The following is a 21,594-nucleotide window of genomic DNA, read 5'->3' as shown; positions in this document are numbered from 1 at the left end:
CTGTTCAAGTCTGGCGCCGGACGCTTGCTTGCCTGATCACAAGGGCACATGAGCCCGGCGCTTTCGCCGTAATAGAAGCGGGTGGGGCTTTGTCTGGATCAATTGAACATATAACGAGCCCCTCTCGTTCCTGGCGCCGGACCCGTCCAGGCTGCCGACGGTGCAACAACAAGACCGAGAGATCTTGATGTCAAAACGTGATTTCTACGAGGTGCTGGGCGTTTCACGCGATGCGGATGAAAAAGCGCTGAAAAGCGCTTACCGCAAAATGGCAATGCAATATCACCCGGACCGCAATCCGGGCGACGGCGAAGCCGAAGCCATGTTCAAGGAAGTCAACGAAGCCTATGACACCTTGAAAGACGGGCAGAAACGGGCCGCCTACGATCGCTTCGGGCATGCAGCGTTCGAAAATGGCGGATTCGGTGGCGGCGGCGGCGCGGGTGCGCAAGATTTTTCCTCCACCATGTCCGACATCTTCGAAGAATTTTTCGGCATGGGTGGCGGGCGTCGGTCCGGTGGCCGTGAGCGCGGCGCCGATCTGCGCTACAATCTTGACATTACGCTGGAAGACGCATTTTCCGGCAAGACGGTTGAGATCGAAGTTCCGACCAGCATCACTTGTGATGACTGTTCTGGTTCCGGAGCAAAACCGGGCACCAGCCCGACTACCTGCCGCACTTGTGGTGGGGCCGGACGCGTGCGTGCGGCACAGGGCTTTTTCACCCTTGAGCGTACCTGCCCGACCTGTCAGGGGCGCGGACAGGTCATCACCGATCCTTGCGAAGGCTGCAACGGGTCGGGACGAAAGACCCAGGACCGTACGCTGTCAGTCAATATTCCCGCCGGCATCGAAGACGGAACCCGAATTCGGCTTGCCGGAGAGGGGGAAGCCGGTGTGCGCGGTGGTCCTGCAGGGGATCTTTACATCTTCCTGTCGATCCGCCCCCACGAATTGTTTCAGCGCGATGGCGCGGACCTCTATTGCCGGGTACCCATTTCCATGAGCACGGCGACGCTTGGCGGACAATTCGATGTGCCGACCGTTTCTGGCGCGACCAGTCGGGTAAAAGTGCCGGAAGGTACGCAGACAGGAAAGCAGTTCCGCTTGCGCGGCAAGGGCATGCCGATCATGCGCACCAGCCAACACGGTGACATGTATATTCAGGTAACTGTCGAGACACCGACGAACCTGACACGCAGGCAAAGGGAACTTCTGGCGGAATTTGAGAAAGAATCCTCCGGTGAGAACCATCCTGAATCTGCTGGTTTCTTCTCCAAGGTGAAGGATTTCATAGACAATCTCGGTGCCTGATAGGCGGGGGCGCTTGTAGATTATCCGTGAGTTTGTGCAATTTGTGCGCCCAGCCGTAGCATCTTCTGACAAGTCCCCCTATATTCATTTTCTGGGTGGAAGTGAGGTAAGATGTTGAAGCGTAGCGGGATTCGCGGGGAACGCCTTCGGGAGAAGATCGTCAAGGCCAATGCCGTCCGGGCAAAAGTGCTCGACGAAATGAAGTTCATACGATCCTGGGCGCAGAACCCGTTGAGGACTGGAGCTGTTACACCCTCAGGTCCCGATCTTGCTGCAAAGATGGCCTCATTCCTGACACCGCGTCCTCATTGCCGCGTCGTCGAGCTTGGACCTGGTACGGGCGCGGTGACCAAAGCGCTGATCGATCGTGGGTTTGCCAACCATCATCTCAACCTTGTTGAATACAGCCCTGAATTCTGTGAGATCCTGAGCCTCAGATATCCAGGTCTGACTGTCTTGCAAGGGGATGCCTATGCCTTGCGTGAAAGCCTTGAAAGTGAAGGCGGATTTTTCGCTGACCGCTCCAACAGGTCGGGCAAGCTTGACGGCATTGTTTCATCCTTGCCGCTGCTGACGAGGCCAGAGCCAGTTCGAAAGGCTCTGTTGGCAGATGCACTCGACATGCTCAAGCCTGGGGCGCCCTTTATTCAGTTTTCCTATGGGCTCGTAGCACCCGTCAAGCCGGACAGTCATGCCGTTTCGGTGTTCAGTTCGGACTGGGTTTGGAAAAACCTGCCGCCAGCGCGGGTCTGGGTTTACCGCAAAGGCCACTAAGCCTCCAAAATTCGTGCACAACGCTCTAGTTACCGTATTCGGGCAAACACCTTTGGCGGTGTTGTCTTATGGTCGACTGTGAACTGGAGATATTAGATGCGCAATCCAAAGATCCTCGTATGTTCCGGCTCTTCCCGGAGCGCTTCGCTGAACGGCAAGCTCGTGGCGCTGGTGGCAAAGAAGTTGGCCATTCTGGACGCAGAAGTCACGCATTTGTCGCTGAAGGAGTATCCCTTGCCGGTCTATGACGGTGACCTGGAAGAAAGCGACGGCGTGCCCGAAAATGCCATTAAACTCAAACGTTTGTTTCATGGTCAGGACGGTATTTTTCTGTCGTGCCCCGAATACAATGCCGGCATCACACCGCTTTTGAAAAACACTCTGGACTGGATAAGCCGCGTCAAGGAGCCGGGTGAAGCCTATAAGAACAAGGTCTTTGCACTCGGAGCAGCTTCACCGGGCGGGTTCGGCGGCATGCGTGGCCTGATCGGCATGCGCACGATCCTTGAGGTCGGACTGGGTGCAATGGTGTTGCCTCAGATGGTCTCCATTCCCCGTGCATCAGGTGCTTTTGACGAGAAGGGAGATCTCACCGATGACCGGATCAGCGGTCAGCTCGACCGGTTGGTGGATGCCCTCTTGAGAGCAACAAGGATCGAGATGTCGCACTGAGGTTGAAACCCGTGCCTTTGTTGCTTGTCCCAATGATTGCTTGGAAATGCCGTGTTAGCCGCCTACATAGGGCGGCAGACAAAAGAGACTTATGAGGACTTGATGAGTGAAACGCGCGAACCTGCTCAATGGCACGGTACGACGATCATGATGGTACGCAAGGGCGGCAAGGTTGTCATAGCTGGCGACGGACAGGTGTCTCTTGGCCAGACCGTGATCAAGCACACCGCCCGCAAGGTGCGGCCGCTTGCAAAGGGTGAAGTGATTGCCGGTTTTGCAGGTGCAACAGCCGACGCATTCACATTGTTTGAACGCCTGGAAGCAAAGCTGGAGCAATATCCGGGGCAGCTCATGCGGGCTTGCGTCGAGCTGGCCAAGGATTGGCGGACCGACCGTTACCTGCGCCGGCTTGAGGCGATGATGCTGGTTGCCGACAAAAATGTGTCGCTGGTGCTGACCGGAACCGGTGACGTTCTTGAGCCTGAAGGCGGTGTCATGGGCATCGGCTCCGGAGGCAACTACGCACTGGCTGCCGGTCGTGCACTGGCAGATACGGATTTCGACGCAGAAACCATTGCCCGCAAGGCAATGGCGGTGGCGGCTGAAATCTGCGTCTACACAAATGCCAGTGTAACCGTGGAATCTCTGGACACCGTCGAGTGATTTTCGATGATTTCGTTTCGCCCGGTGACAATGGAAGATTTGCCCCTGCTGTCGGACTGGATGGTAAGGCCGCATTGGCGGGAATGGTGGGGCGATCCGACTGAAGAGCTGGGATACGTCAGGGAAATGCTGACTGGCCAGGACACAACGCGTCCCTATTTTTTCCAGATCGACGGCATAGAGACGGGTTATATCCAGGTCTGGTTTATCAAGGATCAGAAGAATACCGAATGGGTTGAAGACTATCCCTGGCTGGAGTTGCTGCCTGACGAAGCGGTTGGCGTGGACTTGTCAATCGCCAGTGCGGCGGATCTGTCAAAGGGCATAGGAACCCGAGTTTTGAGTGCATTTGTTGAGAAGCTGCGCCGGGAAGGGTACGACCGGATCATCATTGATCCGGACCCTGCAAATCTGAGGGCCGTCAACGCCTACCGAAAGGCTGGGTTTCGGGAGATCGAGGATCTTCTTGGCCGCACCGACGATTGCTTGCTCATGGAACACAATAATGAAGAAGGTGTGTCGTAAACGATGACCGATTTTTCTCCACGAGAGATTGTTTCAGAACTCGACCGATATATTGTCGGCCAAAAGGACGCAAAGCGGGCAGTGGCGATTGCGCTGCGCAATCGCTGGCGCCGTCAGCAACTTGAAGGTCAGATGCGCGAGGAGGTTCTGCCAAAGAACATCCTCATGATCGGGCCGACCGGTGTTGGCAAGACCGAAATCTCCCGCCGGCTGGCAAAACTTGCCAATGCGCCATTCACCAAGGTGGAGGCGACAAAATTCACCGAAGTTGGCTATGTCGGCCGGGATGTCGAGCAGATTGTCCGCGATCTGGTTGAGGCCGGTATCACGCTGATACGCGATCAAAAGCGGGAGTCAGTGAAGGCGAAAGCCCACGTACTTGCCGAAGAGCGGGTGCTGGACGCACTCGTCGGAGCCAATGCAAGCCCGGCAACGCGCGACAGTTTCCGCACAAAACTGCGCAACGGCGATATGGACGACAAGGAAATCGAAGTCGAGGTCCGTGCACAGGCACAGATGCCTAGTTTCGATCTTCCGGGCATGCCCGGCGCAAGCGTTGGCGTCATGAATGTGTCGGACCTTCTGGGCAAGGCCTTTGGTGGCCAGACCAAGAAGAAGCGGACCACGGTTCGTGAATCTTACGATCTTCTGATCAACGAGGAGTCTGACAAGCTCCTCGATGAAGACAAAGTGGTCGAAGAGGCGATCTCGCTGGTTGAGAATTCCGGTATCGTCTTCCTTGACGAGATCGACAAGATTTGTGCGCGCGAAGGCAGGGCGGGTGGCGACGTGTCTCGCGAAGGCGTTCAGCGAGACCTGTTGCCGTTGATTGAAGGCACTGTGGTGTCTACCAAACACGGCCCCGTTAAGACCGACCATATTCTGTTCATCGCATCAGGCGCGTTCCATGTGGCCAAACCCTCGGACCTCCTGCCCGAACTGCAGGGGCGTCTGCCGATCCGGGTGGAATTGCGTGCACTCAACAAGGAAGATTTCCGGGCGATTCTGACAGAACCTGAGGCAAGCCTTATCAAACAGTATGTTGCGCTGATGGAAACGGAAAACGTCAAGCTTTCCTTCACCGAAGACGCAATCGAGGAAATCGCGTCAGTCGCTGTAGATCTGAATGCCTCGGTTGAAAACATCGGCGCGCGTCGATTGCAGACTGTAATGGAACGGATCCTGGACGAAATCTCCTTCACGGCTCCCGACAAATCGGGCGAGGAAGTTGAGATCTCCGCCGAGTTTGTGAATGAAAACATAGGTGATCTCGCCAAGAACGTGGATCTGTCGAAGTTCATTCTCTAAGCCGGTTGGAAGAAAAGCCGGTTCAGGCAAGCGGCGATTTCGCCGCTTGCGATGCGCGCAGAGCAATGGCAGCATGCGCGCATGGTAGCTATTCGCAAAAGCAACGAGGAAGGCCACCGCCGGAAATTTCTGGTCGTGGTCGACGAAACGCCCGAAAGTGATCGGGCAATCGTTTATGCAGCCAAACGTGCGGCACGCACTGGGGGCGTGGTCACTCTGGTCTACATCATTGCACCGGGTGATTTTCAGCACTGGCTTGGCGTGGAAGACATTATGCGCGCGGAAGCTCAGGAAGAAGCGGAAGCCACCCTTGCCAAAGCCGCTGGGCGCGTTCGGTCAGTCGCACGTACCGAACCTGAAACCGTTGTTCGGGAAGGGGCAAAGGCTGAAGAAATCTTGGAGCTGATTGAAGCCGACGCCGATATCGCGATCCTGGTTTTGGCTGCCAGCACAGGGTCGGAAGGTCCGGGCCCGCTTGTGTCATCGATTGCAGGAAAGTCAGCGGGAACGTTTCCCATTCCGGTTACCATAGTGCCGGGGAACCTGGACGACGATTCCATTTCTGCCCTGGCTTGAGGCTTAGAGCGCTTGGCAGATTTTACGCCTGGAAACAGCAGCTCCCTCAGGACGTCTGCTTGACCGCGGCGTTCGAGCACCTATCTAGTTTTTAACGGTTCCAAACTGCTACGAGATGGTCTAAAAGAACTCATCGGTGTTTTGCGATATGGAGAGGCGCAGGACACCCGTTTAATTCGGGCGCGTTTCAGAAACGCAAGGACGACGATCATGTTCATTCAAACGGAAGCTACCCCCAATCCGGCCACGTTGAAATTCTTGCCGGGCAAGGTCGTTTTGCCAGAGGGCACATATGACTTCCGCTCAAGGGCAGATGCGGGCGCTTCGCCTCTGGCGGAAAAACTTTTTGATGTCCCCGGAGTTGTGGCTGTCTTCTTCGGTCACGACTTCGTCACGGTGACAAAGGACCAAACCGACTGGCAGCACATGAAGCCGGCGATCCTTGGTGTCATCATGGAACAATTCATGTCGGGCCAACCGGTCATGACGGCCGGCCAGGCAGAAGACACCGAAGAAGGTGAATTCTTCGAAGAAGGTGACACGGACACAGTGAAAACGATCAAGGAACTCCTTGAAACGCGCGTTCGTCCGGCCGTTGCCCAGGATGGTGGAGACATCACCTTCAAGGGTTTCAAGGAAGGAATTGTCTATCTTTCCATGCGCGGCGCGTGCGCCGGCTGCCCTTCTTCAACGGCAACATTGCAGCACGGTATCCAAAATCTACTGCGCCACTTTGTTCCCGAGGTTGAGGAAGTTCGACCGATCTGAACGAAATTCTCTTTCGATTTCAACGGCCCGGCCTTATCGCCGGGCCGTTTTTATTTCCGACTCGCTTTCTTTGTGGAACGCAAGCCCCCCATTGGACTTAGGCCCAAAGCTTGGCTCGACATATCTCAGGTCACGGGGTAGTGGCATAAGCAGCGAGACTTATGGTTGATCCGGTATGCGCGTTCTAGCGATAGACACTGCCCTTGCAAATTGCGCGGCCGCTGTCCTTGATGACGGCGCTGAAACCGCATGCTTTGAGGCATGTATGGAAGAAATCGGCCGTGGCCACGCAGAAGCATTGATGGACATGATTGGTGAGGTCATGGCCGAGACATCGACTGCATTTGCAGACCTGGACCGGGTCGTGGTGACTGTTGGTCCCGGCAGTTTTACAGGTCTTCGCGTTGGACTTTCCGTTGCTCGTGGTTTTGGGCTTGTGCTTGGAAAACCCGTTGTCGGGATCACGACCCTGGCCGCGATTGCGCGGGCAGCGGCACCTCAAGATGGCGGGGCGCCGATCCTGGTCGCACTGACCGGAAAGGGTGACGAAGTCTATTGTCAGGAGTTTGACGCAGACGGATTTCCTGCAGGTCAGGCCGCCGTGCGCTCCTTGCAGGATCTTGCAGGTGACTTGCCTGACCAAGTAAGGTTGGCGGGCTCGGCAGCTGACAAAATCGCCGATGGATTGGGATTGCCTCGTGAGCGTGTCTTGTCCGTGAGTGGATTTCCGGGTATCCGGGATGTTGCTGAGCTCGGGTTGACTGCGGATCCCGTTGTTTCGTCTCCTTCGCCGCTGTATTTGCGGCCCCCGGACGCAAAACCGCAAACCAGGGGAAGGATTGAGCGGCAATGAGTTTTTGGTGGTTCTGGACCCAGCCGCCGGTCGTTGAAGAGGCGCTGGACGAGGATCTGCCCAAGATTGCCGAGATTCACGCCGCATCTTTCGCACACAACTGGCACGCCGACGAATTCGGGCGGATGAAAGCGCAAGATGGTGTGACGATATTGGTTGCGCGCAGAGCCAGCCCTTATGGAACACGGGCGCCGCTTGGATTTGTTGTTCTGCGCACAGTTGCCGACGAAGCGGAAGTCATCACAATTGCGGTACAGCCCAGACAACGCGGCCGCGGCGTTGGAAAAAAGCTCATGGAAGCCTCCTTGTTCCGGCTTTACGCCGAGCGGTGCAGTCATCTGTTTCTGGAAGTGGATGCCGCGAATGAAGCCGCCCTGCTTCTCTATCGCGGGCTCGGTTTCAAAGAGGTCGGCAAGCGCAAGGGCTACTACAGTGAAAGCGGCGGCGACGGTACGGCGCTTGTCATGCGCATCGATCTTCGCTAAGCGCTGTAGCACGAAACTGCAATTGGACCTTAGGCGGCTTTTGATGACGGACGACCGGCAACCTACGCTCGCAGAGTTGTGCATAGCCAAGGGCATGCGCATGACGGAACAGCGGCGTGTCATTGCAATGGTCATCCAGGAAGCCTCTGAAGAACACCCGGACGTGGAAGAGCTCTATCGCAGGTCCGTCGCAATCGATCCGGGTATTTCCATCTCTACCGTCTATCGCACCGTAAAGCTGTTCGAAGATGCCGGCATGATCGAGCGGCATGATTTCCGCGATGGCCGATCACGCTATGAAACAGTTCCGGATGAACATCATGACCACCTGATCGATTTACGCTCCGGGCAGGTCATCGAGTTCCGGAACGAAGAAATCGAGGCCCTGCAGGAATTCATTGCAAAGAAGCTCGGCTACAAGCTGGTAGACCACAGGTTGGAACTCTATGGGGTTCCGCTGAGCGCTTCCAAGGACGACAAGGGCGATGGCTGAGATCAAGGCAGGCATCATCATTTTTCTTTTGACGGTCGTCTCGTTGGTCCTCATCCCATTGCAGTGGATTGCCATCAAATTCCGGCTGCCAGTTCAAAGGAAACTGCCCGAAATCTGGCATCGCATTGCAACCCGGCTGGCAGGCATCAAGATCAAACAGATTGGTGAGCCTTCAATCGACCGGCCCTTGCTGATCGCGGCCAACCATGTGTCCTGGGTGGATATCGCTGTACTCGGATCGCTGATGCCGCTCTCCTTCATTGCGAAGTCTGAAGTGTCTGGCTGGCCGGTCTTCGGACTTCTGGCCAAGTTGCAACGCACGGTTTTCGTCAACAGAACGCGACGCTCCGAGACGGCTCAGGTCGCCGATGAGATTGCGGATCGGATGGCGCAAGGCGATGCCATGGTGCTCTTTGCCGAAGGCACGTCCAACGACGGTAACTGTGTGTTGCCTTTCCGGTCAGCGCTGCTTGGTGCGGCCACCAGGGCTGTCGGGTCTGACGAAACGTCCAGGGTTTGGGTTCAGCCACTTTCGGTGGCCTATCAGGGTTTTTATGGCCTTCCGATGGGCCGGGCACATCGGCCTCACGTTGCCTGGTATGGCGATATGGAGCTGCCTGGTCACCTATGGGGTATTTTTTCGCGTGGTGCGCTGGACGTGATCGTTCGCTGGGGAGACCCCGTTCTGGTCGACAAGGACACTGACCGGAAAGCGTTGACCCGAAAGCTTGAGCGGGATGTGAGGGCAATGACGATTGCCTCCTTGCTTCAAAAGCCGCTCGAAAGTGAACAAACAGATGATCTCGAGGCTTTCGAGTTCTTCTCAAATGCAGAAAAAACCGGTAAAGCTGGCGCCTGAATTTCTGGTGCACCTCGTTTTGAAAGAAAAGGCGAGACTGATTTAAGCGAGCGGGAATGAAGTTCCCCCGCCAAAGGCACCGGCACTCATGACATGACGGCCTCGAAAAGATGGCCACGAGGAACGAATGACCAGCCGCCCGGACCTAGAAGCTGAAACGACCACATCTGCCGTACCCGCGTCAGAAAATGTAGCGCCCGAAGAGTTGACCAACACCCGCAAGGTTTTCGTTCGCACCTACGGCTGTCAGATGAATGTCTATGACAGTGAGCGCATGACAGACGTGCTGGCACCGGAAGGGTTTCAGGCGACCGATGATATGGAAGATGCCGACCTCGTCATCCTGAACACCTGTCATATTCGTGAGAAGGCCGCAGAGAAGGTCTATTCCGAGCTCGGCCGGATCCGCAAGGTAAAGGAAGCAAGGTCTAAGTCAGGTAAGGAAATGATGGTCGGTGTCGCGGGCTGCGTGGCGCAGGCCGAAGGCGAAGAAATTTCCAGGCGCGCACCGATCGTTGATCTGGTTGTCGGGCCGCAAAGCTACCATCAGCTTCCTGAACTGCTGTCGAAAGCCCGGCAGGGATCGAAAGTCGTCGAGACCGAGTTCGACATCGACGCAAAGTTCAATCATCTGTCGGCAAATGCGGAAAAACCGGTTCTGAAACGACCGCCTTCTGCCTTCCTGACAGTGCAGGAAGGGTGTGACAAATTCTGCACTTTCTGTGTTGTGCCCTATACGCGCGGCGCAGAAGTGTCCCGGTCTGTTGCGCAAATTGTCACAGAAGCCGAACGCATGGCGTCAGCCGGGGTTCGTGAAGTGACCTTGCTCGGGCAGAACGTAAATGCTTTTCACGGCGAAGCACAGGACGGAACCACCTGGGGCCTGGGAAAGTTGCTGCGCCGCTTGTCGGAAATCGACGGCCTTGACCGGTTGCGTTACACCACGAGCCACCCGCGTGACATGGATGACGACCTGATTGATGCACACCGGGACCTGAAGACCTTGATGCCTTATTTGCATCTGCCGGTGCAGTCCGGCTCTGACAAGATCCTGAAATCGATGAACCGGCGGCACACACGCGACGACTATTTCCGCCTGATCGACAGGATTCGGGAAGCGACACCCGATATTGCGCTGTCCGGTGACTTTATAGTCGGGTTTCCAGGTGAGACGGACCAGGATTTTGAGGACACGATGGATCTGATCCGGCGCGTCGAATACGGCTCTGCGTTTTCATTCAAATACAGTCAGCGCCCTGGCACGCCCGGAGCGACGATGGACGAGCAGGTGCCGGAAGATCTCAAGTCCGAGCGTCTTGCCCAATTGCAGGCACTTGTGAGCGAGCAGCAAAAAGCCTTTAACGCTTCCCGGCTTGGTATGACCTGCGATGTCCTTTTGGAAAAGAAAGGTCGAAATCCGGGGCAGCTTGTTGGCAAGTCTCCCTGGCTGCAGCCAGTTCAGCTGGACGCACCGGAAAGCCTGATTGGCAGTGTACAAGCGGTGGAAATCGTAGAGATCGGATCTAATTCGCTGTTCGGACGGCTGAATGCCGGGCAAGATGAACGAGACGATGCCGGCGCCATCCAGGCGAAAGCCGGTTGAGAACAGGAGACGTCATTTGACGCGCGACAGCCAATCTTCTTCCCGCAAGTCCACGGATCAATCTTCTTCCGCCGCCTCGGCCTCCGATATGACCCACATTGTCCTTGCTTTTGAAGACAACCGGCTGATCGGAGACCTGTTCGGTCAGTTTGACCAGAACCTTGCGCTGATCGAGCAGCGGCTCGGAATTGACGCCATTGCACGCGGCAATCAGGTGACGCTGAAAGGGTCGCGTGCCGGATGCGCACAGGCACGCACCGCGCTTGAGGCGATGTATCAAAGATTGTTGCAGGGTCAGGAACTTCATCCGGGTGACGTGGACGGCGCCCTGCGTATGGCGGCGGCTGCCGAAGCACAATTGCCATTGCCAACCTTGGAGCCGAAGTCGCGCCTGGCCTTTGCGCAGATCGCGACGCGCCGGAAAACAATTGTTGCTCGAACGCCAACCCAGGACGCCTATATTCGCGCCATGGATCGGGCGGATTTGATTTTCGGAACAGGTCCCGCCGGGACAGGCAAGACGTTTCTGGCTGTCGCATATGCGGCTGCCCTCCTGGAACGTGGCGACGTTGCTCGACTGATCCTTTCCCGCCCCGCCGTTGAGGCTGGCGAGCGTCTAGGCTTTTTGCCTGGCGAAATGAAGGACAAGGTCGATCCTTATCTGCGGCCGATCTATGATGCGCTTTACGAGATGATGCCTGCCGAAAAAGTGGATCGCGGGCTGCAGTCCGGTATGATCGAAGTTGCACCGCTCGCTTTCATGCGCGGCCGCACGTTGTCGAATGCCGTGGTATTGCTTGATGAAGCGCAGAACACCACGTCGATGCAGATGAAGATGTTCCTGACCCGACTGGGGGAAGGTTCCAAGATGATCGTGACAGGTGATCCAAGTCAGATCGATTTGCCTGCAGGTCAGAAATCAGGTCTGCGTGAGGCTCTGGGCCTTTTGACAGACATCGAGGCGGTTGCGCATATTCGTTTCAACGAGACCGATGTTGTTCGCCATGAGTTGGTCGGACGCATCGTCACCGCCTATGACAACGCCTCCCGAGAAGAATCTGTGGCACGTGAGCGCCGGTTCAACGAACGCAACCGCGACAATGGTCAGGATGGAGCTCCGCCAAGACCGCGTGAAGCCGCAGCGTCCTGAGAGCCGGGGCAAAGAATGTCGGGTAGCTTGCCGGAAGGGTTTCAAATCGATCTGTCGATCGAGGCGGTTGGTTGGTCAGATGAAACTCGCTTGGAAAAGATTGTCACGCGAGCGGTCGCAGCTGCATTTGCGGCGACGGACCTTGAGGTTCAGCGCGGATCTGAGGTGTCGCTTTTATTCACTGACGATGATGCGATCCGCAAATTGAACATGGAATGGCGAGAAAAGGACAAGCCGACAAATGTGCTGTCATTTCCTGGCAGTGATCCGCAAGATGATGTTTATGGACCGCTTTTGGGCGATCTTGTATTTGCTTTTGAAACCATAACGCGCGAAGCAGAAGAACTGGGAATTGAATTTGACGATCACCTTTCCCATTTGACAGTTCACGGTTTGCTGCATCTTTTCGATTATGATCATCAGGAAAATGATGAGGCTGAACTGATGGAGAGCCTTGAGAAAACCATATTGGCCACTATAGGCATTGATGACCCTTACGCTGACAGGCCACTTGTGGCGGAAGGCAGTTAAATGGCATCATGTCATGTGGCGTTCTTGTATTGATGGATGATGGACGTAAGTGAACCTGAAAGTCCTGCAAGCGAGCCCAAGGCCGCTTCCTCAGGACAGTCCCCGGAAGGGGAAGACCCGCAAGAGATGAAGCCGCAGCGATCTGCGGCCTTTCTGGATAAGCTCAAACGCGTGTTGCGCTTGGGGCGACACTCTTCGAGCCTGCGCGAAAACCTTGAAGACGAACTCGCGCGCGAGGGCGGCGATGATGCAGCCTTTTCGCCGGAAGAACGTCTGCTTCTGGGAAACATTCTTCGCCTGAGAGAATTGCGGGTCGAGGACGCCATGATCCCGCGTGCGGATATCGACGCAGTTGATTTCGATACCAGCCTCAGTCGTGTCATGGAATTGTTTCAGACAAGTGGCCACTCCCGCATGCCAGTCTACGAAGATACGCTCGATGATCCGCGTGGCATGATCCACATAAAGGATGTCATGTCCTTTATCGCGGAGCGCGGTGCGCAAAACCGCCCTGCAACTACTGTGGAAAACGGTGAGGATGCAACCGAGACACAACCTGACAGCCTCAATGGCAGTGCCCGAAATGGTCACAACAGGCCGGATCTCGACCTGTCCAGTGTCGATCTGTCGGTTTCGCTGAAGGAAACGGATCTGTTGCGGGACCTCCTGTTTGTCCCACCCTCCATGCCGGCAACGGACCTGATGGCGAAAATGCAAGCCGGACGGATCCAGATGGCGTTGGTCATTGATGAGTATGGTGGCACGGACGGGCTGGTTTCATTGGAGGACCTCGTCGAAGAAGTGGTCGGTGACATTGAAGATGAGCATGATGAGGACGAAGAATCCATGCTCGCTCTCGAGGGGGAAGGCGTTTGGACCGCTGACCCGCGCCTACCACTGAAAGAACTGGATGAAGCTCTCGGTACGCGGCTGACCGGCGGTGAAATCTCTGAGGATGTCGATACCCTGGGCGGCCTGCTTTATGTCTCGATAGGACGGGTTCCTGTACGTGGCGAATTGCTGTTTGTGCCCAAAGAGGTCCCGGGTTTTGAATTCGAAGTGATGGACGCCGATCCCAGGAGGATCAAGCGTTTGAAGATCCGTCGCCGCCGGACCGAAATTCGGCCTCAGGAGCTTCGGCGGCGCAATAAACGGAGCGACCAGGCGACTTCGGAACAAGCCCAGGGCGAGGCAACCCAAAGCGCTTCTGAACGAGATTCGGCGAAAGAACCAGCACGCAAATCCGTCTCCGGCACGAGCGGTTGATGCGTCAGTGCTTCGATATCAGGCAATAAACCCTTGACCCTCCTGCCTGGAGCCGACAAAGCTCCAATGCACTTCAAAGGGGAATAGGTTTCTGATGCATTGGTTGTCTCAACGGCTGTCCGCCCTGCCCAATTATTTTCTTTTGGCGTGGGGGTGGCAGCGATGGCTGTTGTGCATTGCCTGTGGAGCCCTTTCAGCTCTCGCGCTGCCTCCATACAATCTGCCGATTGTCCTGCTGGTTACATTCCCATGCCTGGTCTGGCTTCTGGATGGTGCCTTGGAGACGGTTCCCGGTGGGTCCCTGAGGCGCTTCCGAACCGGGTTTGGTTTGGGCTGGCTCTTCGGCTTCGGCTATTTTCTCGCTAGTCTTTGGTGGATTGGGGCAGCGTTTTTGGTCGAAGCCGAGCGTTTCGCCTGGCTGATGCCCTTTGCGGTTCTGGCGATGCCGATCGGTCTGGCGCTCTTCACCGGTATCGGAACAGCTCTTTCTGCGCTGTTCTGGAGCGACCGGTTCCGGCGCATTCTGCTTCTTGCTGCGTGTCTGACGTTGGCAGATTGGTTGCGGGGCCATGTTCTGACCGGGTTCCCCTGGAATGCATTCGGATATGGATTTTCCGGGTCTTTGACACTGTCTCAGACAGCGAGCGTGATTGGAATTTATGGTTTGACGTTTTTGATTGTCGCCATCTTTTCCGCCCCAGCAGTCCTTGCAGATACCAAACCGTTGCGACAACGGATGTCGGTTGTCGGTCTTGCGGCGACAATGCTGTTTGTTATGGCCGGCTACGGAACATACAGGCTTCAGACGATTGAGACCAAGGCCTCCGACCTGGATGTGCGCGTCGTGCAGCCGTCTATTGACCAGCAGGACAAATGGCAGCCCGAATTCAGAGATCTCATTTTCCGGACATTTCTTGATATGACTGCTGCACCGCTCGGCGGCGATGCGCGCGTTGGGCAGGAGCGCGTCGTGATATGGCCGGAATCGGCGGTACCCTTTTTGCTGACGCAGGAACCGGGCGCAATGTTCCGGATCGCGCAAGTGCTCACGGACAACACCGAGCTTGTTTTGGGCGCCGTCCGCGCCGAGGCCGGACCACGGGGAACAGAATACTTCAACAGCGTTTATGTCGTCGACGGGGACGGGGCTGTGAAGGGCATCTACGATAAGGTCAGGCTCGTTCCCTTTGGTGAGTTCGTTCCCTTCAGATCCTTTCTGGAAAGTCTTGGCATTACCAATCTTGCCGGACTTCCGGGAGGGTTCAGCCCGGGTTATCAACGCCGACCGCTCAGTGTTTCTCAGGGTTCCAGGTTTCTACCTCTGATTTGCTATGAAGCAATCTTTCCGGGAAGTGTTTCAGGGGCTGAAGACGGCCCCGATTTTCTCTTGAATGTAACCAATGATGCCTGGTTTGGTCACACTCCTGGGCCTTATCAACATTTTGCTCAGGCAAGGTTTCGGGCGATCGAAACGGGGCTTCCGATGATTAGAGCCGCAAACACTGGGATTTCCGCCATTGTTGACGGCAAGGGTGAAGTCATTCGCAAGCTTGATATCTTCGAAAAGGGAGTGATAGACGGGCAGCTTCCGCAGAGGTTAGGCAAAACTCTCTATGGGGTATTTGGCGACTTGCCCGTGCTGATTATTTCAATCGCATTGGTAGTATTTGCGGGTATCTCACAATACAACCGCGACTCGCGTATAGATTGATAAAAATTGTTTGAGTTGAGTGAAGGAAGTGTGATACAACCGTGAAATAGCCGATTGAAGGCTGCTTCATGCACCAGTGTAAAGTTGCGGGCAAACTTCGATCCTCTGGGACCTTGTGGGAGGACTTGAGAGGAGCTGTTGCAAACGAAAACGAGCGGACATTCACCGCGAGAAGAAGAAAGAGTGACGCATATGCCCAGTAAGAAGTCTCCAAATCCGATTGATATTCACGTAGGAAGCCGAGTTCGACTCAGGCGGATGATGCTGGGTATGAGTCAGGAAAAACTGGGTGAGAGCCTCGGCATCACCTTCCAGCAGATTCAGAAATACGAAAAAGGTACCAACCGGATTGGTGCAAGCCGGTTGCAGCATATTGCGACAGTTTTGAAAGTGCCGGTGTCCTTCTTCTTCGAAGATGCTCCCGGAACACCTGAAGAGGCCGAAGGCTTTGGCGAAACACAGCCAACTTCCTATGTCGTCGACTTTCTGTCGTCCTCGGAAGGCCTGTCTTTGAACAAAGCCTTCGTAAGGATTGAAGACCCAAAAGTGCGTCGTCGAATTGTCGATCTGGTCCGTTCACTGGCCGGTGACGACTAACAAAATTCGACCGCGAGCTTGACGTGGCGAAAAACTTCTAAGATTGATGCACTCGAAGCGGCGATGTCATTCGCCGCTTCAGTCATATTCATTCCCAGAAGGACGATCGCCAATGGCACGTCAGAATTACCTGTTTACATCTGAATCCGTGTCCGAAGGGCATCCGGACAAAGTATGCGACCGCATCTCCGATGCCGTCGTCGATGCCTACCTCAGAGAAATGCCGGAAGCACGCGTTGCCTGTGAAACGCTTGCCACGACGAACCGGATCGTGATCGCAGGTGAGACCCGTGGCCCGGCAAGCATTACCGGCGACTATCTGGCGCATCTTGCCCGCATGGCGGTTAAAGACATCGGCTATGAGCAAGATGGCTTCCATTGGGAAAACTGCGACATCGCAGTGCACCTGCATGCTCAGTCCGCTCATATCGCACAAGGTGTGGATGCTGGCGGCAACAAGGATGAGGGCGCCGGCGACCAGGGCATCATGTTCGGTTATGCCTGCCGTGAAACTGCCGAGCTGATGCCTGCACCAATCCTTTATTCGCACAGGATCCTTCAGCTGCTTGCCGACGCGCGCAAGTCCGGCAAAGAGCCGGCACTTGGACCAGACGCGAAAAGCCAGGTCACCGTTCGCTACGAAAACGGCAAACCTGTTGCTGCAACATCAATCGTTCTGTCGACGCAGCATCTCGACCCGGCTCTGACGTCGGAAGATGTGAAAGCGATTGTTGAACCTTACATTCGTCAGGCGTTGCCGGATGGATGGATTTCGGGCGAAACGGTTTGGCACGTGAACCCGACTGGCGCTTTTGTAATCGGCGGTCCGGACGGTGACGCCGGTTTGACAGGCCGCAAGATTATCGTCGACACGTATGGCGGTGCTGCACCACATGGTGGCGGTGCTTTCTCCGGCAAGGACCCAACCAAGGTTGACCGTTCCGCCGCCTATGCCGCGCGCTACCTGGCCAAGAACGTCATCGCTGCTGATCTTGCAGATCGCTGCACCATTCAGCTGTCCTATGCGATCGGCGTTTCCGATCCGCTGTCGGTCTATGTCGATCTTCACGGCACGGGCAATTGCGATGAGGCGAAACTGGAAGCAGCGCTTCGTGATGTGATGGGTTTGAGCCCGCGCGGCATTCGGGAGCACCTGAAGCTCAACAATCCGATTTACGAGCGGACCGCAGCTTATGGCCATTTTGGCCGCGAGCCGGACGCTGACGGTGGCTTTACTTGGGAAAAGACAGATCTGGTTGATCAGCTTCGCCCGCTCGCGGGATAAGCGCAGACCAGCTGACAAGGCAAAGAAGGAGGTCGCCGGTGAACTGCCGGCGATCTGCGTTTTAACAGAATGACTGAACGCTACGAAGGCTCCTTTTTCGGTCGGCGCAAAGGCAAGCCACTCAGCCCGCGTCGTGAAGACCTCATGGCCCGGGAACTGCCACGACTGACTGTTGATTTGACCGGTCCGGCGCCCGAGGATCTCAAAAGCCTCTTCGAAGCCGACATCGACAGGATTTGTCTCGAGGTTGGATTTGGTGGTGGAGAGCATTTGCTTCATCGCGCACGCACGGAGCCGCAAACAGGCTTCATAGGCATTGAGCCGTTTGTCGGCAGTATGGCCAAGGCGGTTGCTGCCGTGGTCGACGAGAAGCTGAAAAATGTGAAGCTCTATGATGACGACGCCGTCAATGTGCTCGACTGGTTGCCACCCGCTTCGCTGGATCTTGCTTACCAGCTTTATCCCGATCCATGGCCGAAGGTGCGTCACTGGAAACGCCGTTTCATCAATGAGCAGAACCTGAACCGCTACGCCCGCGCTCTCAAGCGGGGTGCAGAATTCCGGTTTGCCAGCGACATCGATACCTATATCGACTGGACGCTGCGGCATTGCCGTGACCATCCGAAGTTTGAATGGACGGCTGCAACGTCAAGCGACTGGAAGCAACCCTGGCAAGGTTGGCCAGGTACACGCTATGAGGACAAGGCCATTCGCGAAGGCCGTGTCGGAAGGTATCTGACCTTTCGCAGGATCTGACGCATTCACTGCATTGAAAGCGCAAAAGTCTTTGTCGCTCCAACTTCTTTGATGAATTTGGTCGGGCCTCTTGCGTTTACAATGGCTTTGGCGTTATACAGCCGGTGTTTCACCTCGAACGGCTTATCTGAGCACTTTGAGAGTGGGCCCGCCGGGGACCCGCTCTTTTTTGCTTAACTAGCGCCGGAAACCAACGAATTCGAGCAGGATTGCCCTATGTAAATCGACGATCAGGTGCATCTGATGCTCAAAAGCAGGCAACTGCTTCTTAAGGAGCCAAGTGTGAGCACACACGAACCGAGAATTGTAACGGAACAGGGCCTGGATGCTCGTGTTGCCGCAATTGTTGAGCCGGTCATTGAAGACCTCGGCTATCGTCTGGTGCGCACCAAGATCAGCGCCGCCAATGGCTGCACATTGCAGATCATGGCAGAGCGCCCAGACGGCACCATGACGGTCGAAGATTGCGAAACCATCAGCCGCGCTGTTTCGCCGGCGCTTGATGTTGAGGATCCAATCAACCGGGCCTATCACCTTGAAGTTTCCTCTCCGGGCATCGACCGACCCCTGGTGCGGGCGGAAGACTTCAACCGTTGGGCGGGACACGAACTCAAAATCGAAATGACAGTCATGCAGGAAGGCCGCAAGCGGTTCCGCGGACTGCTCTTGGGCGCGCAGGACGGCGCGGCTCAGATCCGTTTGCCCGATGCGGCCGATGGCGAAAAGGATACCGTTGATCTGCCGCTTGAAGATATTGGCGAAGCGAAACTGGTGCTCACCGACGATTTGATTACAGCTGCTCTGCAAGCGGAAAAGGCGGCATTGGCCGCCCGGAACCAGACTGAAGAGCTGGCACAGGACAACACGCCCAGCTGAGCCGAATGCTCAGAGGCCAAAGACAAACGCGCCGGATACGAGACAGGACCTACCCTGGCGCAAGAGGAGTGAAAAATGGCAATCAGCGCGAACCGGCTGGAACTGCTGCAAATTGCTGACGCGGTCGCTCGGGAAAAATCGATCGACCGGATGATCGTCATCAACGCAATGGAAGACGCAATTCAGAAGGCGGCACGCTCGCGCTACGGGACTGAAACGGAAGTTCGGGCTGAGATCAATCCGAAGACCGGCGAAATCCGTTTGCAGCGTCTTCTGCAGGTTGTTGAGGCGGTTGAAAACGTCTCCACCGAGATTGCGCTAACCGATGCACAGGCCAGAAACCCGGAAGCAAATCTCGGCGATTTTATTGCCGAGCCGTTGCCGCCGCTTGATTTCGGCCGGATCGCAGCCCAGTCCGCCAAACAGGTAATTGTTCAGAAGGTTCGCGAAGCTGAGCGCGACCGCCAGTATGACGAGTTCAAGGACCGCGTTGGAGAAGTCATCAACGGGGTCGTCAAACGGGCGGAATACGGCAACGTTATTGTGGATCTGGGACGTGGCGAAGGCATTGTTCGTCGTGACGAGCTGATCCCGCGTGAAATCTTCCGCACTGGTGACCGCATTCGCGCGTTTATCTATGACGTTCGCCGCGAGCAGCGCGGGCCGCAGATTTTCCTGTCGCGCACGCATCCGCAGTTCATGGCAAAGCTGTTTGCACAGGAAGTACCGGAAATCTATGACGGAGTGATCGAAATCAAGTCCGTTGCGCGCGATCCCGGGTCCCGTGCGAAGATTGCCGTGATTTCCAAGGATTCGTCCATTGACCCGGTCGGCGCCTGCGTCGGCATGCGCGGCAGTCGCGTGCAAGCGGTTGTCGGCGAGTTGCAAGGCGAAAAAATTGACATCATTCCGTGGAATGATGAAGCGGCGACATTCATCGTCAACGCTCTTCAGCCTGCTGAAGTTGCGAAAGTTGTTCTCGATGAAGACGCCGAACGCATTGAAGTTGTGGTCCCTGATGACCAATTGTCTCTTGCGATCGGTCGCCGTGGCCAAAACGTGCGGCTTGCATCTCAACTGACCGGTTGGGCCATCGACATCATGACGGAGCAGGAAGAAAGCGACCGTCGTCAGAAAGAATTCCTGGAACGCTCACAGCTGTTTATGGAAGCGCTCAATGTTGATGAGATGGTCGGTCAGCTGCTTGCAACTGAAGGCTTTACGTCGGTTGAAGAAGTCGCCTATGTGGAAATTGAAGAAATTTCCATGATCGAAGGCTTCGACGACGATACCGCCGTTGAAATTCAGGCGCGTGCCCGTGATTATCTCGGCGAACTGGAAGCCAAGCAGGACGAAGAACGTATTGCGCTTGGTGTTTCTGATGAGTTGCGCTCGATTGATGGCCTGACAACAGCTATGCTGGTGGCTCTCGGTAAGGACGATATCAAGACCATCGAGGACTTTGCAGGCTGTGCTGCTGACGACCTGGTTGGTTGGACCGAACGCAAGGATGGTGAGACCAAGCGTTTCGAAGGTGCCCTTTCCGACTTCGACGTCTCTCGCGCCGATGCAGAAAACATGGTGATGTCCGCTCGTCTCGCGGCAGGCTGGATCACTGAAGAAGAGCTTGCGGCACAGGCAGCCGAAGCCGAAGAAGTCGAAGAAGAAGTTGTCGAAGCTGTTGAAGTGCCGGCAGAAGAAGCCCCGGCCGGTGCGATCCTGAACGGGTAAGGCTAAGGGACAGGCTCGGACGGAGTTGCTTGTGGTCAACGGACCGCTTCTGCATCGCTCCAGCTCCGGTGAAGATGTGGACGGGTCGATCTGAACGGTTTTGTAAAGACCGAAAACATGGCCGACCTGAAGGAGTGGCCCTGAAGGAGTGGCAAGGTGCCCAGGAAGAATGAGCCGACCGAACGGCAATGCGCCGTCACCCGGGAGGTTCAGCCGATCAGCTCGCTGATCCGGTTCGTGCTTGATCCCGGTGGCCGGGTTGTACCGGATCTGAAGCGGGTGCTTCCCGGGCGTGGTGTTTGGGTAACGGCTTCGAACGAAATTGTTGCCGTTGCCGAAAAAGACCGGAAGAAGGTTTTCGGCAGGGGGTTTAAAGGTGAAGCCCGTGTCGAACCGGGACTGGCGGATCTTGTTGATGGGCTCATGGAACGATCTGCGTTGCAGGCATTGTCCATGGCTCGCAAGGCCGGTGAACTGGTGACCGGATTTGCAAAGGTTGAAGCGGCTCTGCGGCGGGATCCCGTCATAGGGCTTATCCACGCCTCGGACGCTGCAGATGACGGGGTGCGGAAGCTGGCAGCAGTGGCTGCCGGCCAAGAGGAACTTGCAAACGGATGCCAAATCGTCCGTTTGTTCGATTCGGACCAATTGGATTTGGCATTGGGCCGGTCAAATGTGATACATGCTGCACTGCTTGACGGGCAGGCGAGCGAAAACTTCTTGGCGCGGGTGCGCGAATTGGAGAGTTTTCGAGCACCAACCGCGGTTGGCAGCGAAACGAGCAACGCTTGACAGGG

Annotated in this window: 23 protein-coding genes; all 23 read left to right on the top strand. The window is 56.0% G+C overall.

Annotated features, from left to right (window positions below; all coding sequences use genetic code 11):
• The first annotated feature begins 187 nt into the window (after positions 1-187).
• The 23 genes from dnaJ to K1718_RS26950 all read left to right on the top strand — a co-directional run bounded on the left by dnaJ (position 188) and on the right by K1718_RS26950 (position 21,589).
• Positions 188-1,315, top strand: a complete 1,128-nt coding sequence (dnaJ, locus tag K1718_RS27060; RefSeq protein WP_265680202.1) for a molecular chaperone DnaJ — start codon at positions 188-190, stop codon at positions 1,313-1,315.
• A gap of 111 nt (positions 1,316-1,426) precedes the next feature.
• Positions 1,427-2,089, top strand: coding sequence for a class I SAM-dependent methyltransferase (locus tag K1718_RS27055; RefSeq protein WP_265680203.1), 663 nt, complete (start codon positions 1,427-1,429; stop codon positions 2,087-2,089).
• Positions 2,090-2,185: 96 nt separating this feature from the next.
• The gene (locus K1718_RS27050; RefSeq protein WP_152504027.1) at positions 2,186-2,761 is read left to right on the top strand and encodes an NADPH-dependent FMN reductase; all 576 of its coding nucleotides are present in this window, start codon (positions 2,186-2,188) and stop codon (positions 2,759-2,761) included.
• Between the two features lie 102 nt (positions 2,762-2,863).
• Positions 2,864-3,424: an ATP-dependent protease subunit HslV gene (gene hslV / locus K1718_RS27045; protein WP_152504026.1), complete on the top strand. Its 561-nt coding sequence runs from the start codon at positions 2,864-2,866 to the stop codon at positions 3,422-3,424.
• Between the two features lie 6 nt (positions 3,425-3,430).
• Positions 3,431-3,949: a GNAT family N-acetyltransferase gene (locus K1718_RS27040; RefSeq protein ID WP_265680204.1), complete on the top strand. Its 519-nt coding sequence runs from the start codon at positions 3,431-3,433 to the stop codon at positions 3,947-3,949.
• 3 nt (positions 3,950-3,952) lie between these two features.
• A complete protein-coding gene (gene hslU / locus K1718_RS27035; RefSeq protein WP_152504024.1) occupies positions 3,953-5,257 on the top strand; it encodes an ATP-dependent protease ATPase subunit HslU in 1,305 nt (434 codons plus the stop codon).
• Positions 5,258-5,338: 81 nt separating this feature from the next.
• Positions 5,339-5,833 (top strand): universal stress protein, encoded by a 495-nt coding sequence (locus tag K1718_RS27030; RefSeq protein ID WP_152504023.1) that lies wholly within the window; start codon positions 5,339-5,341, stop codon positions 5,831-5,833.
• 210 nt (positions 5,834-6,043) lie between these two features.
• Entirely contained in the window at positions 6,044-6,601 is a 558-nt protein-coding gene (locus K1718_RS27025) for a NifU family protein (RefSeq protein WP_152504022.1), read from the top strand.
• Positions 6,602-6,776: 175 nt separating this feature from the next.
• Positions 6,777-7,454: a tRNA (adenosine(37)-N6)-threonylcarbamoyltransferase complex dimerization subunit type 1 TsaB gene (gene tsaB / locus K1718_RS27020; protein ID WP_265680205.1), complete on the top strand. Its 678-nt coding sequence runs from the start codon at positions 6,777-6,779 to the stop codon at positions 7,452-7,454.
• Entirely contained in the window at positions 7,451-7,939 is a 489-nt protein-coding gene (gene rimI / locus K1718_RS27015; protein ID WP_152504020.1) for a ribosomal protein S18-alanine N-acetyltransferase, read from the top strand. Before tsaB ends, rimI begins: the two co-directional genes overlap by 4 nt.
• 43 nt (positions 7,940-7,982) lie before the next feature.
• Positions 7,983-8,432, top strand: coding sequence for a Fur family transcriptional regulator (locus K1718_RS27010; protein ID WP_152504019.1), 450 nt, complete (start codon positions 7,983-7,985; stop codon positions 8,430-8,432).
• Positions 8,425-9,291 (top strand): lyso-ornithine lipid O-acyltransferase, encoded by an 867-nt coding sequence (gene olsA / locus K1718_RS27005; protein ID WP_265680206.1) that lies wholly within the window; start codon positions 8,425-8,427, stop codon positions 9,289-9,291. The genes K1718_RS27010 and olsA overlap by 8 nt, the downstream gene beginning before the upstream one ends.
• Before the next feature lie 127 nt (positions 9,292-9,418).
• Positions 9,419-10,894 carry a tRNA (N6-isopentenyl adenosine(37)-C2)-methylthiotransferase MiaB gene (gene miaB / locus K1718_RS27000; RefSeq protein ID WP_265680207.1) on the top strand — a complete coding sequence of 492 codons (1,476 nt, stop codon included), beginning with the start codon at positions 9,419-9,421 and terminating at the stop codon, positions 10,892-10,894.
• Positions 10,863-12,044, top strand: coding sequence for a PhoH family protein (locus tag K1718_RS26995; RefSeq protein WP_418068151.1), 1,182 nt, complete (start codon positions 10,863-10,865; stop codon positions 12,042-12,044). The genes miaB and K1718_RS26995 overlap by 32 nt, the downstream gene beginning before the upstream one ends.
• A 15-nt stretch (positions 12,045-12,059) precedes the next feature.
• Entirely contained in the window at positions 12,060-12,575 is a 516-nt protein-coding gene (ybeY, locus tag K1718_RS26990) for an rRNA maturation RNase YbeY (protein ID WP_265680208.1), read from the top strand.
• A gap of 36 nt (positions 12,576-12,611) precedes the next feature.
• On the top strand, positions 12,612-13,841 hold the full coding sequence (locus K1718_RS26985; protein ID WP_265680209.1) for a CBS domain-containing protein: 1,230 nt from the start codon (positions 12,612-12,614) through the stop codon (positions 13,839-13,841).
• Positions 13,842-13,935: 94 nt separating this feature from the next.
• Positions 13,936-15,552: an apolipoprotein N-acyltransferase gene (gene lnt / locus K1718_RS26980; protein WP_173006208.1), complete on the top strand. Its 1,617-nt coding sequence runs from the start codon at positions 13,936-13,938 to the stop codon at positions 15,550-15,552.
• 192 nt (positions 15,553-15,744) lie between these two features.
• The gene (locus tag K1718_RS26975) at positions 15,745-16,149 is read left to right on the top strand and encodes a helix-turn-helix domain-containing protein (RefSeq protein ID WP_023014432.1); all 405 of its coding nucleotides are present in this window, start codon (positions 15,745-15,747) and stop codon (positions 16,147-16,149) included.
• A gap of 112 nt (positions 16,150-16,261) precedes the next feature.
• Complete coding sequence (gene metK / locus K1718_RS26970; protein ID WP_152504014.1) at positions 16,262-17,434, top strand: methionine adenosyltransferase; 1,173 nt, start codon at positions 16,262-16,264, stop codon at positions 17,432-17,434.
• A 69-nt stretch (positions 17,435-17,503) separates the two neighbouring features.
• Positions 17,504-18,190, top strand: coding sequence for a tRNA (guanine(46)-N(7))-methyltransferase TrmB (gene trmB, locus K1718_RS26965; protein WP_152504013.1), 687 nt, complete (start codon positions 17,504-17,506; stop codon positions 18,188-18,190).
• 282 nt (positions 18,191-18,472) lie between these two features.
• Positions 18,473-19,066: a ribosome maturation factor RimP gene (gene rimP / locus K1718_RS26960; protein WP_152504012.1), complete on the top strand. Its 594-nt coding sequence runs from the start codon at positions 18,473-18,475 to the stop codon at positions 19,064-19,066.
• A 75-nt stretch (positions 19,067-19,141) separates the two neighbouring features.
• Positions 19,142-20,797, top strand: a complete 1,656-nt coding sequence (gene nusA / locus K1718_RS26955; RefSeq protein ID WP_265680210.1) for a transcription termination factor NusA — start codon at positions 19,142-19,144, stop codon at positions 20,795-20,797.
• A 156-nt stretch (positions 20,798-20,953) separates the two neighbouring features.
• Positions 20,954-21,589, top strand: coding sequence for an RNA-binding protein (locus tag K1718_RS26950; protein WP_265680211.1), 636 nt, complete (start codon positions 20,954-20,956; stop codon positions 21,587-21,589).
• Positions 21,590-21,594: the final 5 nt, after the last annotated feature.

The organism is Roseibium porphyridii, from assembly GCF_026191725.2.
Lineage (GTDB): Bacteria > Pseudomonadota > Alphaproteobacteria > Rhizobiales > Stappiaceae > Roseibium > Roseibium porphyridii.
The sequence above is the reverse complement of the archived record's forward strand: the minus strand, read 5'-3'. Positions and strand labels throughout refer to the sequence as shown.